Genomic DNA, 16,128 nt, shown 5'->3' with positions numbered 1-16,128 from the left:
AACGGCTTCGTGGAGAGCTTCAACGGCAAACTGCGCGACGAGTTGCTCAACCGCGAGTGGTTCCGCAGCCGGGCCGAAGCCAAGGTGCTGATCGAGCGCTGGCGGCAGTTCTACAGCGAGCGCAGACCGCATAGGGCCCATGGCTACAAGCCTCCGGCAAGCGTGCGCCGGAACTGGTCCGAACCCGATACCATCCCCATAGGACTCACCGCTTGAGTGGCTACAAAATCCGTACGCAGGTCACCATCTTGGGAATCCAGCTATTGGGCAAGGCTTTCCTTGATCGCCCGCATCTCGTCATGGCAAGCGGTGATCCGAGGGAGGAACGACTGCAGCACGGAGACGATGCGGGGATCATCGACTTCCGCGATCGCTTCGTGCAGGCTTTCCAGCAGCTTGTCCTCGGTTTCCTCAAGTTGCCCCACATAGGCTTGGTTCTCGTCGCCGACCATCGCCAGCAGATCCGCATAGGCGCGACGGAACGCGCCGGAGACCGTGCCGTCGGCATCGGGCGCGGCGTCGTCGATCTGGAGAAGCTGTCGCAGCGAAGCCGCAAAATCGCGTTTGTGCTGCCCCATCTCGGTGAATACCCGACGCAGTTGCGGATCACTGATGCGATCGAGCGCATGGGCATAGAACGTCGCGCCGTTGGTCGCGATCTGGATCAGTTCCCTGACTTTCTTCTCGTTGTGCATGGTGGCCTCCGTGGAAGGGTGTTGGCATCTGCGATTGTTGCCCGTGACCTGAAACTTCAGCTCGAACGATGACCTGCGATTGATGAGCGTCGATCAAATGCCCTCGTGGCTTCTATCGTTGCCATCCATGCCGATCTGCGTATGCGAGACAAGATCGGAAGCCGCGTCATCGTCATCGAAGCTGCTGAAGGAATATGCAAGATCCATGCCACGGTCCTGTCCGTGCTTGCCGCAGCCCGTCATGCCATCGCGGCGCGAGATGCACGCGGAACATGTTTCCTGCATCGTGCAGAAATCAGCCATTTCAGGCATCGTGCGACTCTGCATCATCCGCGAAGCCCGGGGGCGAGCCGGAATGCGCTCATGGCATATTCATCGATGCAGCGTGCATCGACGTGGGCAGGGTTGAGCAGGATGTTGCTTTCCGCTCCCCAGACTGTACTTGGCACGCGCAGCGCGAGACAGCGTGCCTGCCGCGCCCATGCGTCGGCCTGCATGCGCACGGTCGGCGGGCAGGGATGTCGATCCCAGCCGTCCGGATAGTGATCAAGCAGCGCGACTTCCGCGCTCGGGATGCGAAGCGTGAGCAGCGTCAGGCCGGCGGGCACGGGACCTTCGAGTTCCAGCAGGTATTCGAGGATCGCGAGCGGCACAGACGTCGCCATCCGGACGAGACTGGTGTTGGGCGTCGCCCAGTGTCGCTCGACATTCCCGATGGCGCCTTTCAATCCGGCGCGGCAGCGTCGTCTTTCGGTGATCCGGTAGAGCGTGAGGTCTGAGACGGAATATTGCGCTTCGGCCATTGCGGGCGAGACGACGGGGGAGGAATGCGATGGCGGATCGCTCGCCGGGAAGGAATCGGCCAATGTCGTGTCGATGGTTCGCTCGCTGATACTCATGTCCCTCGTCTCGATGAAGCGGATGGGGTTGGAGAAATTCCACAAGGCCGTCGCGACGGGCGCTGATTGCGCCGTTGACGCCATGCCACGCGAGGCTGTTGCAAGTGCCATGCCAGCGAACGAGGCAACGGTGCGGAGCACCGCAGGTGCGGCACAGACGATGCACCCTGAAAAATCTTCACGCAGATGGAAAGTCGGTCACGGGCACCGGGGTGCCGTATGCGTCGTGCTTCGTTTCGCGCTGGCATGCGCCTTGCGACTTCGCTGTGCACCCGTATCCATCGAAAGATCGAACGGGCCTCCACAGCATCCACAGAGGAAAGCGAAGATGAACCAGAATCCCGGAAAGAAGCATGGACAGGGACACGGACAGGGGCTTCCGCCGCAAACCCAGGCACACCAACCCGGCGACCAGGCACGCATGTATCCGCAGCCGGACACGATCCGGGAGGACTATCGTGGTGCGGAAAGGCTGAAGGGGCGTGTCGCGCTGGTGACCGGTGGAGACAGCGGCATCGGTCGTGCGGTCGCCGTGCACTTCGCGCGGGAAGGCGCGAACGTGATGGTTGGTTACCTAGAGGAAGCGCGCGATGCCGAGATCACGCGCCGCATGGTCGAGAAGGAGGGCAGCGAATGTGCGCTGTTCGCGGGCGATCTCGGTGATCCGGAGATCGCGAAGGCGCTCGTGGAGGAAACGGTCTCCCGCTTCGGCAGGATCGACATCCTCGTCAACAACGCCGGCGAGCAGCACGAAGTCGCCAAACCGGAAGATCTCGATCCGGAGACGATCGATCGCACATTCCGTACGAACGTATTCTCCTTCTTCTATGTGACGATGCATGCGCTGCCTGCAATGCCGGACGGCGCCGTGATCCTCAACACAAGTTCGGTGACGGCGGTGAAAGGGCACGAGACCCTGCTGGATTACGCGTCCACCAAGGGCGCGATCCAGACCCTGACATTGTCGCTGGCGAAGAGACTGGCCGAACGCGGCATCCGCGTGAACGCAATCGCGCCGGGGCCGATCTGGACGCCGCTGATCCCAGCCAGTTTCGACGCTGAGAAAGTCGCGCGCTTCGGTTCCGATACGCTGCTCAGGCGCGCAGGCCAGCCATCGGAAGTCGCACCGGCCTATGTCTTCCTCGCCTCGAACGATGCGTCGTACATCACCGGCCAGACGCTGCACGTCAATGGCGGTTCGCATGTCGGTGGATGAGCGCGAAGGCGTTGGCCTCGCGGAGGCACGTGCGGCCTTGAAAGCGTGGCTCGCATCCTGGTTTGGGCCGTGAAAGCGGCCCCGCGTTTTTCGCGCCCGTCGGGGGCGGCGCCGGATCGTCATCGGTGCAAGCGCTAAGGGAATGCGCCTGTGAGCAGAATGCGGGCGCGATCGAGGGATCGTGCGGCCCGCATCAGATTCTCCAGTGCCTTCTCCACATGCCCTTCGCGCAGAAACTGATCCGCCGCATGCACGGAAAAACCCGCCGCATTCACCGCATTGCGCAGATCGTGCAGGCGGGCACCATTTTCCGCATCTGGCCGCTCGGGATCAGACATGCGGGCCTTGGCGCAGTCTCGCCAGTTGGTTGTGGATCGTGCGCACGCTGACGCCGAGCGTGCGCGCAGTCGCCGACTTGTCGTTGTTGTGATAGGCCAGTGTCTTCATGAGGACCTTCGTTTCGATCTCGGCATAGGACATGCCGATGGAGAACAGCACGGACAGATCGGATTCCTCGATCGATGCCGGTGGTGCGACCGTCGGCCGGACTTCGATCCAGTCGCCAGGTGTCAGCAGGTATGCACGCTGTACCGCGCTGCGCAATTCACGCACGTTGCCGGGCCATGAATGCTTGCGGAGCAGGCCGTGCATGCCGGGGGCGAGGCGCTTGCGCTGACCGTAGCGGGCGTTGAGCTTGTCGAGGAAGTGCTGGGCCAGCAGGAGGACATCGGATCCCCTGGCACGCAGCGGCGGAATCTCGATGAGGACATCGGCGAGACGATAGTAGAGGTCCTCCCGCAGGTGCCCGCTCTGCACCGCGGTGAAGGGATTGCGATTGGTCGCGGCGATGATGCGCACGTCGGCTTCGACCTCGCTGAGACCGCCGACCCGCGCGAAACGGCCCGTTTCCAGCACGCGCAGCAGATAGACCTGCAATTGGATCGGCATTTCCGTGATCTCGTCAAGGAACAATGTCCCCCGGTCCGCCTGTTCCACGAACCCCACGTGCCGCGTATGGGCGCCGGTGAAACTGCCGCGTTCGTGGCCGAACAGCTGACTGGCGAGCAGTTCCGGTGCGATTGCACCGCAATTCACGGCAACGAACTTGCCGGGCCGGCCGCTGCGCTCGTGGATGGCGTTGGCCACCACTTCCTTGCCAGTGCCGCTTTCGCCGGACACCAGGACGGATGCATCCGTCTCCGCGACGCCGGCGATGGCGCGAATCAGCGTCCGCATGACGCCAGAGGCACCGACGATGCCGTCATCCAGTGTGCCCTGTGAGCCGCGCAGTGCGGCGCGCTGCAGTGCGCGTTCGAACAGAGCCTCCAGGCGCTGCGGCAGCAGTGGCTTGATGAGATAGTCGATGAAGGGGCGCGCTACGGCGCGCGCGGCGGATTCGATGCTTGGTGTGCCAGTGACGAGCGCGACTTCCCCGTGCCGGGTCACGTCGATGTCATTGATGAAGTCGAACGCAGTGCCGTCGGGCAGCGACAGGTCGACCAGCATCAGGTCGATGTCTTCCTCTCCGGCGATGTTTCTGGACTCGGCGATCGAATGCGCCAGCAGCGGACGCATGCCTCTGAATGTCACCAGGTCCGCAACGGACTGGGCGAAGTCGCGGTCGTCGTCGAGGATCAGCACGAAAGGCTCGGACACCTGTGAACTCGACATGCAGTCATCTCCTTCTTGTGTGCATGGCATCTGACGACCGACGGGGGCGGCGGGGGTAAGTGCGCCGGCCCCCTTTCCGCGCCGCGGTCAGTGAGAATTGAAAAAGACTCTCATCCATCCCATTAGGATTCCGTTATCACTGTGCTGGAAATGGTGAATCGCATGATGTAGTCTGGCGATACTCATGCGGCATTCATTGATGCATTTCCGAAGCAATGAAAAAAATTCACGATGCGGCAATGACGATGCTGGCACGAATAGTGCGTTCACGAGCAGGAATCCATGCTCTCGAACGTGCGAGGCCTTCTGCAGGAGAACGCAACTGGACATGTCCGCATTTCATGTAACGGCCTGTCTGGACAAGATGCCGGACAGGCTGTGGCGCGTTTCGCCCCAGGTCGACTGGAAGCAGGCGGCAAAATCACCACCATCCGCACGCTGGCATACACATGGACCAGACGTGCTCTACACGTCGACATGCGAGGCTTTTGCAGCACTCGAAGCGCTGTCGCATCTGCACGAGACGCAAGGTGCCCATCGGCTGTCATCGATCGAGATTCTACGAGACGCGACACTGCTGTGTCTGGATCCTGCGACGCTGCCCAAGGACTGGAGACAGCGCAAGTCAGTCACGCGCGCAATCGGAAACACCTGGTTGCGGTCGGGAAACAGTGACTTGCTGTGGGGGCCATCCGTGCATGCCCTAATGGCGGGCAACATCCTGCTCAATCCGGCGCGCGGGCGAGATTTCAAGGCGACGGATCATGGTGTGTTCCGGTTCTGCATGCGACTTCGGCAACCGAAGCCGGAACGTCGCGGCTGAGTTCCCGGGCACTTTTTCCGGATGATGCCTTCCTGCGCACGCGGCGCGGGGCGCGCCACGCCGTGTGCGAGGCGCGTCCCGCTCTGTCTCACTTCGCGCGTCCACGCGTGAAGAGATTGACAATGGCCAGCAGGAAAATAGCGCCCAGAAGAGAGACGAAGAAGCTGGCCACACTGATGTCTTGATTGATGGTGCCCGCATGGATGATCGGCGAGATCAGCCACCCAGCCAGCATGGCACCCACGATGCCGACGACGACGTTGAGGAAGATGCCTTGCTGCGCATCGCGTTTCATGATGATGCTCGCCAGCCAGCCGACGATGCCACCCACGACAAGCCAAAGAATGATGCCCATGATGCATGCTCCTTGTTGCGGGAAGGTCGTTCCCGTTGGTGTTAGATGCGTGAGATGCCGGCGTTACGGTGTCCTGGTTGGTGTGGTGTCGGCCGCATCCATCTTCTGCTGTGCATCATTCCGTGCGGTCTCGTAGGCAGCGTCGGCCGCGATGTCGCATGCTTCACGCTTGTCCGCGACAAGACTGAGACACCGCTGCTTTTCGAGGTCGCGATCGGACTTCGCCTTCCGCATCCGCGCTTCCACCGAGGTGTCGTCCACAGGGGCCGTGCTGCCGGCATCCGTCGTCGTGTCCGTCGCAGTGTCGGTCCTCAGTGGATCCTGGGGGCTGGTTGCCGGGGGCGGGTCCACCTGCCGTGCGGCATTGGATTCGTTCGCGCCCGTCTCCGGCGCACTGCTGCTCGGTGCCGGCCGGTCGCAGGCCGAGAGCCATAGGGCGAGGACGACGGCCGGGCCGACGAGCAGCCTGTGCTTCGCGTGCATCGTGTTCATGCCTTCTCCACGTGTCATTACGAGCGGAATCGCTCGAAGACTTCTCCATCAAGAACCATGCCATCCACCGCGTGGCATCAGACGCGCCGCGATATAGATATCGACATTGGCACAAGCCTCGATGCGCATGCTCGGTCAGAACCCGATACGACGATGTGCGCAATTTGTTCCTGCCGGCGGACACTTGTGCATTGCCGAGCGCATGCAGATTCCTGTTCGCTAATGTGCGTCCGGTCCTGAGACGCAAGATCGCGCGTGCTTTTCGCACGGCGGCAGGCGATGTGACTTCTGCAGTGGCATGTTCCTTGCTGCCTACGGCAGGTCGAGCGATTCTTTCGCGAAGACCGCGACAGCCAATTTTCAAGGAGATATCCATGCACGACTTGCATCGAATCATAAGTTCCTTCTTCATTTTGGCGTGTCTCGCCGCGTCGACGATCGGTTGCCAAGACCGCATGCAACGCGACGACATGCCTGCCGCCGAAACGGACGACACGTCCGCGATGACATCAACCGCCGTACCTGGGGCGGGTGCAATGTCCCATGAAGATGCGCAGGCGATGCTTGCGAACACGTCGGATCTCGCACCATCCGACCGGAATTTTCTGCGCGAAGCGCTTTCCAGCGGGAAGTCGGAAGTGTCGATCTCGCGCCACGTCGAATCACATTCGCCGACTGCCGACATCCGCGCACTCGCCAAGCGCATCGCCGATGACCATGAGGCACTCGACGAACGCCTGAGCGCGCTGCTGGGCGAGTCCATCGAGCCCGGCCCCGAGCGTACGTCGATGGAAGCAATGGTGGCCTCGAAGCAGGGCGCGCAACTGGACGAGGCCTACCTCATGCACATGGCCGACGGCCACCGCCAATCCATCGCGCGCTACGAAGCCGCGACGTCCGGTGCTTCCAGTGTCGCCGTGCGCGCGCTCGCGGCCGAAGCGCTGCCCAAGTTGCGCGAGCATGCGCAGGCCATCGACGAAATGCGGGCGTCGCGCCGATGACGCATTGAGCACGCGTCCCGCGCCGCGGCCGACCAGGACCGGCATCACCCCCATGACGGGCATCCGAAGGAGCATTCGATGAGCGCAGAGCACGTCCCACCGACCGAAAACGACCTCGGGTCCGATCCTGCATCGCAGAACGGCGAGCATGACGGCGACCACAGCAATGGTGAAGGATTGCGGCATCAGCCGCAGGAGGCGGACCGCATCGCGCGGGCGTTCGGGCACAATCGTGAAAAGTCGCTGGAATATGGTGCCGCTCACCTCGATCCGCCGCGCGGCACGAGCCATCACGTGTCCCGAACCGCGACCGCCAGCACGTTGTCGGAAACGCGTTCCAATGCCAAGACTGGGCATGTGGCGCTGGTCGGGCAGTATCCGCTGTCCGGCACGCTAGCCACGATGCGCGCCGACGGCACCGATCGCCTCCTGACCACCAACCAGGGTGTGCCGATCGCCGACAACCAGTCCTCGTTGAAGGCCGGCATCGCAGGGCCGGCGTTGCTGAAGGATTTCATCCTCCGCGAGAAGATCACGCACTTCGACCACGAGCGCATTCCCGAACGCATCGTGCACGCGCGGGGTTCCGGCGCGCATGGGTTCTTCGAGTGCTATGACTCGCTGTCGCAGATCACCGCGGCCGCCCTGTTTTCCGAGGCGTCGAAGACGACCCCGGTGTTCGTCAGGTTTTCCACCGTGGCCGGCGAGCGAGGTTCCAAGGACACTGCGCGCGATGTCCGCGGTTTCGCGGTGAAGTTCTTCACCGAGGAAGGCAACTGGGACCTCGTCGGCAACAACATGCCGGTCTTCTTCATCCAGGATGCGATGAAGTTCCCGGATCTCGTGCACGCGCTGAAACCCGAGCCGCACCATGCGATGCCGCAGGCCGCGTCCGCGCACGACACCTTCTGGGACTTCGTGTCGCTGATGCCCGAGTCGACCCACATGCTGATGTGGCTCATGTCGGACTGCGCGATCCCGCGCAGCTACCGCATGATGCAGGGATTCGGCGTGCACACCTATCGCTTCGTCGCCGCCGATGGTTGCGCCCGCTTCGTGAAGTTCCACTGGACGCCGCGGCTTGGCACCCATTTGCTGCTCTGGGACGAGGCGGTGAAGATCGGTGGCGCAGACCCCGACTACCATCGTCGCGACCTGTGGGAAGCCATCGAATGCGGGGAATACCCCGAATGGGAACTGGCCATCCAGCTCTTTGACGACGAGACAGCGGCGTCCTTCGACTTCGACGCGCTGGATGCGACCAAGCTGGTGCCGCTGGAGTTGGTGCCGCTGCTGCCGATCGGCGGCTGGTGCTCGACCGCAATCCCGACAATTTCTTCGCCGAGACCGAGCAGGTCGCTTTCTGCGTGGCACACGTGGTGCCCGGCATCGACTTCAGCAACGACCCGCTGCTGGCGGGGCGCATCCATTCCTACGTCGATTCCTTCCCCGAGCCGGTCGGAGGTCATGAGGTGCGCGTCAAGCCGGAGCGGTTCGCCGAGCATTACCGGCAGGCCACGCTCTTCTACGAAAGCCAGTCGCAGATCGAGCAGGCGCACATCGCGGCGGCGTTCCGCTTCGAACTGAGCAAGGTGACGGTGCCTGCGATCCGCGAACGCACGGTGTCCATGCTGCGCAACGCATCCGAAGAACTCGCGCGCGCGGTCGCCGAGGGGTTGGGCATGACCGACCTGCCGCCGCCCATGCCCTGTGCGATGGCGCCGATGCAAGCGGAAGGTCCGGTGACCTCACCTTCGCTGTCGCTGTTCTCGCTTCCGGGCGATGGCGGCGTGCGCACCCGCCGTGTGGCCCTGATCATCGAGGATGGCGCTGACTTGGAGGCGATCGCAGGGCTGCGGGATGCCTTGTGCTCCGCGGGTGCGGTCGTTCGACTGGTTGGTCCCCGCATCGGCACTTTCCGCGATGCCGCGGGCATGCCCGTCGAGGCAGAGACTTCGTTCGAAGCCGAGCCTTCGGTGCTGTTCGATGGGCTGATCCTGCCCGATGGCGAACGCTGTGTCGCGGCGTTGTCCGATGATTGCCGCGCGGTCGAATTCGTACGCGACCAGTTGCGGCATTGCAAGACCATCTTGGCGATCGTCGAATCCGCGCGCCTGCTATCGCTGCCGGACCTACCGGAGAACTACGAGGATGGCGGCCTGCTACGCGCGGCGCATATCCACGAGACCACGCCATTCCTGTTCATCGGTGCACTCGAAGCCCACCGGCACTATGGTCGGGATGCCGATCCTCCCATCGTCTAGTGATCGTGCTGGCGATGCGGCCGGACGCCCTTGCCGTGCGCGGCGTGCGTCTGAATCAGACTCGAAAGTCTTCACTGTGCTCAAGACATCGCGGCTACGCCGTCTGATGCGTTCACGGCGGCGCGATACAAAGGAATGCGAAAAAAGTGCGCGTGCTGGCAAGAGTGTCGTCCTGTCCAGATGCGATCATGCGGATCATGCTGCAGGTTTCGGGACGCAATTCGATGGCACGCCTCTTGCACTCTTCCTCCTGCGTGACGGAAGCCGCGATCGATCATGGGTCGATTTGCATATTTCGGCGCACTGGAACGTCGGGCATGCGCATCCGCGCATGCTTCACTCATGCAGGAGGTTGCATCCATGCAAGACGACAACAATGCCGGCATGTCGATGTCCGGATTGAAGGCGCTGGGGCGCGAAGCACTCGATCTGGGTGCCCGCTGCTTCGACGCAGGCCGCGAGTGGTTCAACGACAGGAGAAGCGAGATGAGATACGACCAAGGCGCGCGTCGCCGGAACGAGCGCGATCTTTCGCAGGGAGGCCGCTACCGGAGAACCGATTACGATGATCCGCGTGCCTATGACGCCGAGCGCCAGGGCGACGTTTTCTCCGAGCAGCGCTATGGCCGGGATTATGCCGAAAGCCGTGGTTCGCGCGGCGCCATGAGCGACCGCTTCGGCGATGCCGCATCGCGCGGCCGTCACCACGCCGAGGAACCGTCGGCCGGCCGTTACGGCGGCTACGCGATCGATGATCGGCAAGGCCGCTGGGAGCGGTCCGCGGGACGTGCATTCGCGGAGGAGCAGTACGGGCGTGGCCAGCCATTCGATTCACAGGAAGACAGTCTTCAAAACGTCTACGGCCAGCAGGGTGGTTACTTCGTCGAGGGCGAGCGAGGCCGGCAGCGCAGCTTTGAACAATCCGATTCCGGCCCGGGATACGATCGGAGCCACCACAGCCAGGGTGGCTACGGCCAGCGTCACCGTGGCCATGGCGACGATGGCTACGACGATGCCGGCCGAAGTGGTTTCGGTCAGGGCCGTTATGGTCAGGGCAGCGAAGGCCGACGCAGTGATGGTCGGAATGCGCTTCCGGGTCACGACGACAATGGCCGTTACGGGCAGGGTGCATCTGGACGTGATGATCGTTTTCACGATCGGCAGGGCGACGGGCTTCGCAGCGTCTACGGTCAGCAGGGGGAGGGGCGTTGGCAGCAGCAGGGTGCCATGTGGTCAGGCGGCCATCGCGGCAAGGGTCCGCGCAACTATTCCGGTTCGGACGAACGCATTACCGAAGATCTCAACGAGAAGCTCATGCAGGACGACGAGATCGATGCCAGCGACATCGATATTCGCGTGTCCAATGGTGAGGTGACCCTCGAAGGAAGCGTGGCCCAACCCGCCATGAAGCATCGCATCGAGGACCTGGTCGACGACTTTCCGGGTGTGAAGGACGTCGAGAACCGCATCCGCGTGAAGCGTGGAGACGAGGATGGCGGTGATGGCGACACTCCCGGCAAGCGTACCAGGACCGCTACGGCTTCCGGTGCGCAGGCGGAAACCACCGCTAGGCAGACGGGCCCGGCCGCTTCGACGGCGAACAAGAGCGCCTCCGGGCGCGGCACGGCTTGATGCGCGATGCGCGGACGTCTTCCTCCTCCATCCGCGCATGTGGTGCATCGAGATCGGGCCTCTTCGGAGGCCCGATTTTTTTTCGTGCATGCGCAACCGATGCAGCATGCGTGCGGTACGATCGACAGCGTTACGACAGGTCGATGTCCTTCCTCGCCGCGCGGGAAAGCAGGCTGATCGGGGACGCATGGCCGCCATCGCGTCGACTTCTGGTTGCATGAATCGCGCACCATGAAAAAATCGGGATTGGCATGATCGGTGCGTGGATACAGGAGCCTCCCTCCGAGGCGAACATCAGGAATACGATCATGACCGACCACAACCAGAAGAACGAGAACCAGGGCAACCAGCGCAACGACGACAAGAAGCCGGGTGGCGCTGGCTCGAGCGGCGGGCCGCAGCAGGGCACCGGCGGCGGTTCCGATCAGGGCAAGACCGGCGGCAGCGACAAGCGCTGACGCATCCGACGTGCGGCCACTCGCGTGGCCGCACGGCTCGCCTGCAGGCGAGCGCCTCGCGAGCTCGCTGCGCACGCTCGGGACGATCGATCGGGGGAAGGGCAGGAAGCAGGGAAACGGCAAGGCGCCAAGCTGTTAGGCGCACACACGCATCGAAGTCGTGCCTGCAACATCGACATTCGGTCCTCGGATCACGCACGCGGAGACGATGCCTGCCGACGGGAGGGGAGGAACCACGAGGGCGGGACATCCGCCGGCAGGCATCGTGCCTCTCCTTTCAAGCATGGCTCGTGCCAATGCAGGCGCAGCGCTTTCAGGCTGGCTGCATGCCGCTATCCATGTGCAGGGTGTGCAAGAATCGGAAGATCGCGAAAGAATTGCACGCTTGCCATGCCGCAGGCACGCCGGCGCCACGAGGGCTATTGTCGTTTCTGCATCGACATGTTGCTTCGTGGCGTCGGCATCATCGTGCTTGATCGGGCTGGGTCATTCGACCATCGATTTGACGGCTCCCTTCAGACCGGCCTTGCCCTTTTCCCCGGCGACGACGAGGGCCGCTGCGTTCGAGGCCTTCCATGTCTCGTACTGTTCGTCCAGATCCGCGAGCTCCTCTGCACTGAACAGCTTGCGAGCGAGCTTGAACATCCTCGTTTCTTCTTCGCGCGCGTGATGATCGATCATTTCACCGAGCACCTTCACGCGGCCCGCGAATTGTGGCGTGCCGGTATTGGCGGCGTGGATCTCGGGAATCGCCACCTGCTCCACGGCGTGGTGCTCGAGCAGCGCTTCGGCATGGATCTTGAGCCCGTCGCGGTCCGCGCGATCGGCGAATGCGGGATAGAAGACGGTTTCTTCCCACTTTGCATGAGGAATCAGGCTGTTCTCGATCGACTCGAGCAATTGCGCACGCCCTTTCCTGGCGCGGTCGGTGGTGGCGTTGATCTCGGCGAACAGCGCGCGGAGGGCGTCGTGTTCGCCCTGCAGGGTCTTCAGGATGTTTCGGTGCATGTGCAATCTCCTCGGCGGCGGGATGCCGCGTCGCATCGGACGCAAGAGGCATGCCGTCCGCGCGCATGGCACGGCGCTTGCATCATTCCGTGCATACGATTCTCAAGCCGGAGCATCGACATGCCGACGGGAAGCAAGGCGCGATACACGCCGAAGCAAAAGCGAAAAGCCAAACACATCGAAGAAAGCGAAAAGCAGGCGGGCCGCAGCGATCGGGACGCAGAACGCATCGCCTGGGCCACCGTGAACAAGCAGGACGGCGGTGGCAAGCGTCGCACGGGCGGGGCATCTGGTGAGAAGGGCAGTTAGCTTGTCGCCTCAGTCCTGAAAAAATTGCCCGCTGCCACTTGATTTTCACGTGTCAGCCGACGCGGAGATCACGCGAAGAAGATGGCGCATCTCCGCACGCGGCAACCGCTTCAGAACCAGCGTCGGTGCTTCCCGAGGGCCATGGCAAGGGCCGCCAGCCCGCCCATCGCGCCGAGAGCGATCCAGAAGCCGTTCTCCGACGCGAAGAATCCGACCTTGAAATTCATGCCGAGGACGCCTGCCGCGACCGCCAGCCCGCCGATGAGGACGGTCAGGAACGTCAGTGTCCGCATGGTCTCGTTGGTCGACAGCGCCGTGCGGCTGCTGAACAATTCGAAGCAGTCGATCACCAGGTCGCGACTCTTCTCCACGACGTCCATCGCCCGTTCGTACTTCTGGTCCAGCGCGGCGAAATGCCGTCGTGGCGCCTCGTCGCCGCAGGGGCTGAAATCCGGCCGCGCGAGGCCGGTGAACACTTTCCTGTGCCCGGCGAGCGAGCGACGCATGCGCGATGTAGACCGGATCAGTTGGCGCAACGCCTCGATGCAGTCGACGTATTCCGATGAGAGGATGGTGTCGTCGACACGCTCGACTCGAGCCTCGATGATGTTCACGGCGTCGAAATAGCTGGCGAGCACGCCGTGGAGCAGCGCGGCGACGAAGCGTTCGGCATCGAGACGGCCAAGGTCGCCATGTGAAGAAAGCAGATCGAGCTCGTATGCGACGTTCGCGTCCGCTTTTCGCAATGTGATCACGACGTTGCGGCCGGCGACGATGTCGATGGGGACTGGGTCGAAGTCGGCGTCGTGTCCTTCACGCAGTGCGTGAGCCCTCAGCCAGAAGCCATCGCCGGTGTGGAGCAGGTCGGGCGATGTGCCGTTGCGGTACAGGCTTTCTGCAATCGATGAAGGCATCGAGAGTTGCCGGATCACCGGCGCGAGGGCGACGACGTCCGTCGCGTCGATCCACAGCAACTGCGTGTCGGCGAGTGTGGTGACTTCGACCCTGTCGAGGTCGACTTGACAGCTGTCGGAGCGTTCGGCGTCGAACAGCGTGGCGCGATACGTTGGGGCGGACATCGTGCTGATCTCCCGTTCTCTGCATGGATGGCGCGTCTGGTGGCCGCGTCAACATGCGGTTGCGCGGCAGCATCGCAACTGAATCCGCCTGTCGACGATGTCGTTTTGTGTGCGATGCGGATCGATGTGGTCGCAGCGCAGGGCGTGCCGCCGAAATTCTTGCGTGCGGCAGGCACTTCTTTCCACTGCGAATGCGTTGATGCAGGAATCATTCGCGACGGATGCGCCTTGTCGCGAGGATGGATTGCACTGGCACGAAGGTTGCATTCGTTCTTGTGTGGTTGTCCCACAGCCAGGAGTAGAGACCATGCCTCGAACCAAAGGGCGCAAGACGATTTCGGTGCAGAACGGAAAGGCGACAAAGAAGGCAGCGACACGTACATCGAAGGCGATGACCGCGACACGTGGAGCGATCGCGCGGGCGTCGCCTGGAGTGAAGGCGGAGGGTGATGCCATCAGTCTGCTGAAAGCAGACCATCGCGAGGTGGAGGCGCTGTTCGCGCAGTACCAAGCCGCGGAGTCTGGCGAAGACAAGCGATCCCTCACGGAGAAGATCTGCCGGGCGCTGTCGATCCATGCACACCTTGAAGATGAGGTGTTCTATCCGGCCTGCCGCGAACACGGCGTTGACACCGATCTGATGGACGAGGCGCAAGTCGAGCATGACGGTGCCGCGATACTGATCGAAGAACTGATGTGCGACGACGGTCCCGAAGCGCGCTTCCACGACGCCAAGGTCAAGGTTCTCAGTGAATACATCCAGATGCATGTCCGCGAAGAGGAGAAGCCGAGCAGCGGGATCTTCGCGAAGGCCAAGTCAGTCGGCCTGGACATGTCCGAGTTGGGGCAGCGCATCAAGTCTCGGAAACAGGAACTCGAGACCGAGGCGCAGACGCGCGGCCTCCACCCCCCCACAGCCCGCACGCTCGAAATGCAAGAAGACAACGGAGAACGCAACATGGCACGATTCAACCAGGAACGCGACGAACAGGGCCGGTTCGTGAGCGACGACGATCGCCGATCCTCGGGCCGCGACCGCGACGACGACCGCCGCTACGGCCACTCCGACGACGACCGTGGGCGCTCCTCGATGCGCGGTGATCGCGACGACGACGATCGCGGTCGCTATTCACGTAGCCGCAACGACGACGACCGCAGTGGCCGGAGCCGCGACGACGAAGGTCGCTTCACCCGCAGCGGTCGCGACGATGACCGCGGCGGCGGCAACTACGGCCGCCGCGACGATCGCGACGACGATCGCAGCCGCTCAAGCAGTCGCGGTCGTGACGACGACCGTGGTCACGGCGGCTGGTTCGGTGACTCGGAAGGCCACTCCCGCGCTGCGCAGCGCGGCTGGGATACCCGCCGCGACGACGACGACGATCGCGACCGCTCCAACTCGAGCCGCTATCGGTCCGACGACGACCGCAGCCGCAGCAGTTCGTACGACGATCGCGGTCGTTCCAGCAGCCGCGGCCGCGACGACGACCGTGGCCACGGCGGCTGGTTCGGCGACTCGGAAGGCCACTCCCGCGCTGCGCAGCGCGGCTGGGACACTCGGCGCGAAGACGATGACGATCGCGACGGCCGTGGCCGCTCCTCGAGTTCGGGTTCGAGTCGTTCGCGCTACGACGACGATCGTGGCGGTTCGAGCAGTCGCAGCGGCCGCGACGACGATCGGGGCCATGGCGGCTGGTTCGGCGACCCGGAAGGTCATGCTCGTGCCGCCGAGCGCGGCTGGGACAATCGTCGCGACGATGACCGCGGTGGCTCGCGCTCCGGTCGCGGGCGCTGATGCGATTGCAAAAGGGCCTCCCAACTGGGAGGCCCTTTTGTTGCCTACCAAGCCGGGGAGATTTCACTTACTCCCTCTATCGTCGGTAAAGAGGGGAGCTGGTTAGGGATGTTTATCGAGGGTAGGGGAGATGTCCGCTTTCGACCGCGGATTCAACCGGTCAACGCAACGGTTTGTCGGTATCGTTCTGCCGGCGTTTGATAGCCTAACGTCTTGCGTGGCCTTTCGTTCAACCGGCGCGCGACGGCATCCAGTTCGGCTTGCGAGACATCCGCCAGGCTCATGCCCTTGGGGAAGTATTGGCGCAGCAGGCCGTTGGTGTTCTCGTTCGTGCCCCGCTGCCACGGATGATGTGGATCGCAGAAGTAGACCTGGATGTCCGTGGCCAGGGTGAAGCGGCGGTGTCCCGCCATCTCCTTGCCCCGGTCCCA

General features: G+C 63.1%; 18 protein-coding genes and 1 pseudogene. 9 read left to right on the top strand and 10 right to left on the bottom strand.

The features are described from left to right. The coding region (locus tag ACT53R_RS19500; protein ID WP_476173580.1) for an integrase core domain-containing protein at window positions 1–216 on the top strand (216 nt) is incomplete at its 5' end. Window positions 217–260: 44 nt separating this feature from the next. On the opposite strand, the gene ACT53R_RS19495 is transcribed toward ACT53R_RS19500, so the two are convergent. The 3 genes from ACT53R_RS19495 to ACT53R_RS19485 form a co-directional block, all read right to left on the bottom strand. Continuing rightward, a complete protein-coding gene (locus tag ACT53R_RS19495; RefSeq protein ID WP_476173579.1) occupies window positions 261–695 on the bottom strand; it encodes a PA2169 family four-helix-bundle protein in 435 nt (144 codons plus the stop codon). A gap of 93 nt (window positions 696–788) precedes the next feature. Beyond that, window positions 789–998 carry a hypothetical protein gene (locus ACT53R_RS19490; protein WP_476173578.1) on the bottom strand — a complete coding sequence of 70 codons (210 nt, stop codon included), beginning with the start codon at window positions 996–998 and terminating at the stop codon, window positions 789–791. Window positions 999–1,021: 23 nt separating this feature from the next. Next, window positions 1,022–1,594 carry an RES family NAD+ phosphorylase gene (locus ACT53R_RS19485; protein WP_476173577.1) on the bottom strand — a complete coding sequence of 191 codons (573 nt, stop codon included), beginning with the start codon at window positions 1,592–1,594 and terminating at the stop codon, window positions 1,022–1,024. 328 nt (window positions 1,595–1,922) lie between these two features. On the opposite strand from ACT53R_RS19485, the gene ACT53R_RS19480 reads away from it, so the two are divergent. Continuing rightward, window positions 1,923–2,810, top strand: a complete 888-nt coding sequence (locus ACT53R_RS19480) for an SDR family oxidoreductase (RefSeq protein WP_476173576.1) — start codon at window positions 1,923–1,925, stop codon at window positions 2,808–2,810. A 134-nt stretch (window positions 2,811–2,944) separates the two neighbouring features. On the opposite strand, the gene ACT53R_RS19475 is transcribed toward ACT53R_RS19480, so the two are convergent. Next, window positions 2,945–3,148 (bottom strand): hypothetical protein, encoded by a 204-nt coding sequence (locus ACT53R_RS19475; protein ID WP_476173575.1) that lies wholly within the window; start codon window positions 3,146–3,148, stop codon window positions 2,945–2,947. Then, entirely contained in the window at window positions 3,141–4,481 is a 1,341-nt protein-coding gene (locus tag ACT53R_RS19470) for a sigma-54-dependent transcriptional regulator (protein ID WP_476173574.1), read from the bottom strand. The genes ACT53R_RS19475 and ACT53R_RS19470 overlap by 8 nt, the downstream gene beginning before the upstream one ends. 328 nt (window positions 4,482–4,809) lie before the next feature. Between ACT53R_RS19470 and ACT53R_RS19465 the strand changes: the two genes are divergently transcribed. Continuing rightward, window positions 4,810–5,304 carry an RES family NAD+ phosphorylase gene (locus ACT53R_RS19465; RefSeq protein ID WP_476173573.1) on the top strand — a complete coding sequence of 165 codons (495 nt, stop codon included), beginning with the start codon at window positions 4,810–4,812 and terminating at the stop codon, window positions 5,302–5,304. A gap of 88 nt (window positions 5,305–5,392) precedes the next feature. On the opposite strand, the gene ACT53R_RS19460 is transcribed toward ACT53R_RS19465, so the two are convergent. Together ACT53R_RS19460 and ACT53R_RS19455 are read right to left on the bottom strand one after the other, a co-directional pair. Next, window positions 5,393–5,659, bottom strand: a complete 267-nt coding sequence (locus tag ACT53R_RS19460) for a GlsB/YeaQ/YmgE family stress response membrane protein (RefSeq protein ID WP_476173572.1) — start codon at window positions 5,657–5,659, stop codon at window positions 5,393–5,395. Window positions 5,660–5,722: 63 nt separating this feature from the next. After that, on the bottom strand, window positions 5,723–6,151 hold the full coding sequence (locus ACT53R_RS19455; RefSeq protein WP_476173571.1) for a hypothetical protein: 429 nt from the start codon (window positions 6,149–6,151) through the stop codon (window positions 5,723–5,725). A gap of 374 nt (window positions 6,152–6,525) precedes the next feature. Between ACT53R_RS19455 and ACT53R_RS19450 the strand changes: the two genes are divergently transcribed. The 4 genes and pseudogenes from ACT53R_RS19450 to ACT53R_RS19435 all read left to right on the top strand — a co-directional run bounded on the left by ACT53R_RS19450 (window position 6,526) and on the right by ACT53R_RS19435 (window position 11,506). After that, the gene (locus tag ACT53R_RS19450; RefSeq protein WP_476173570.1) at window positions 6,526–7,152 is read left to right on the top strand and encodes a DUF4142 domain-containing protein; all 627 of its coding nucleotides are present in this window, start codon (window positions 6,526–6,528) and stop codon (window positions 7,150–7,152) included. A gap of 402 nt (window positions 7,153–7,554) precedes the next feature. Then, window positions 7,555–9,416, top strand: a pseudogene (locus tag ACT53R_RS19445) (catalase). Between the two features lie 360 nt (window positions 9,417–9,776). Then, complete coding sequence (locus tag ACT53R_RS19440; protein WP_476173569.1) at window positions 9,777–11,048, top strand: BON domain-containing protein; 1,272 nt, start codon at window positions 9,777–9,779, stop codon at window positions 11,046–11,048. 308 nt (window positions 11,049–11,356) lie between these two features. After that, entirely contained in the window at window positions 11,357–11,506 is a 150-nt protein-coding gene (locus tag ACT53R_RS19435; protein ID WP_476173568.1) for a hypothetical protein, read from the top strand. Window positions 11,507–11,992: 486 nt separating this feature from the next. Here the strand turns inward: ACT53R_RS19435 and ACT53R_RS19430 are convergent, their stop codons facing one another. Further along, window positions 11,993–12,514, bottom strand: a complete 522-nt coding sequence (locus ACT53R_RS19430) for a hemerythrin domain-containing protein (RefSeq protein WP_476173567.1) — start codon at window positions 12,512–12,514, stop codon at window positions 11,993–11,995. Window positions 12,515–12,634: 120 nt separating this feature from the next. On the opposite strand from ACT53R_RS19430, the gene ACT53R_RS19425 reads away from it, so the two are divergent. Next, window positions 12,635–12,823: a hypothetical protein gene (locus tag ACT53R_RS19425; RefSeq protein WP_476173581.1), complete on the top strand. Its 189-nt coding sequence runs from the start codon at window positions 12,635–12,637 to the stop codon at window positions 12,821–12,823. A gap of 110 nt (window positions 12,824–12,933) precedes the next feature. Here the strand turns inward: ACT53R_RS19425 and ACT53R_RS19420 are convergent, their stop codons facing one another. Then, window positions 12,934–13,797 carry a magnesium transporter CorA family protein gene (locus tag ACT53R_RS19420; RefSeq protein ID WP_476173566.1) on the bottom strand — a complete coding sequence of 288 codons (864 nt, stop codon included), beginning with the start codon at window positions 13,795–13,797 and terminating at the stop codon, window positions 12,934–12,936. A 412-nt stretch (window positions 13,798–14,209) separates the two neighbouring features. Between ACT53R_RS19420 and ACT53R_RS19415 the strand changes: the two genes are divergently transcribed. Next, entirely contained in the window at window positions 14,210–15,697 is a 1,488-nt protein-coding gene (locus ACT53R_RS19415) for a hemerythrin domain-containing protein (RefSeq protein ID WP_476173565.1), read from the top strand. A gap of 152 nt (window positions 15,698–15,849) precedes the next feature. On the opposite strand, the gene ACT53R_RS19410 is transcribed toward ACT53R_RS19415, so the two are convergent. After that, the coding region (locus ACT53R_RS19410) for an IS30 family transposase (protein ID WP_476173564.1) at window positions 15,850–16,128 on the bottom strand (279 nt) is incomplete at its 5' end.

Source organism: Lysobacter sp. DMC104, assembly GCF_056313665.1.
Note: the sequence above shows the minus strand (reverse complement) of the source record. Positions and strands in the feature narration are given on the sequence as shown.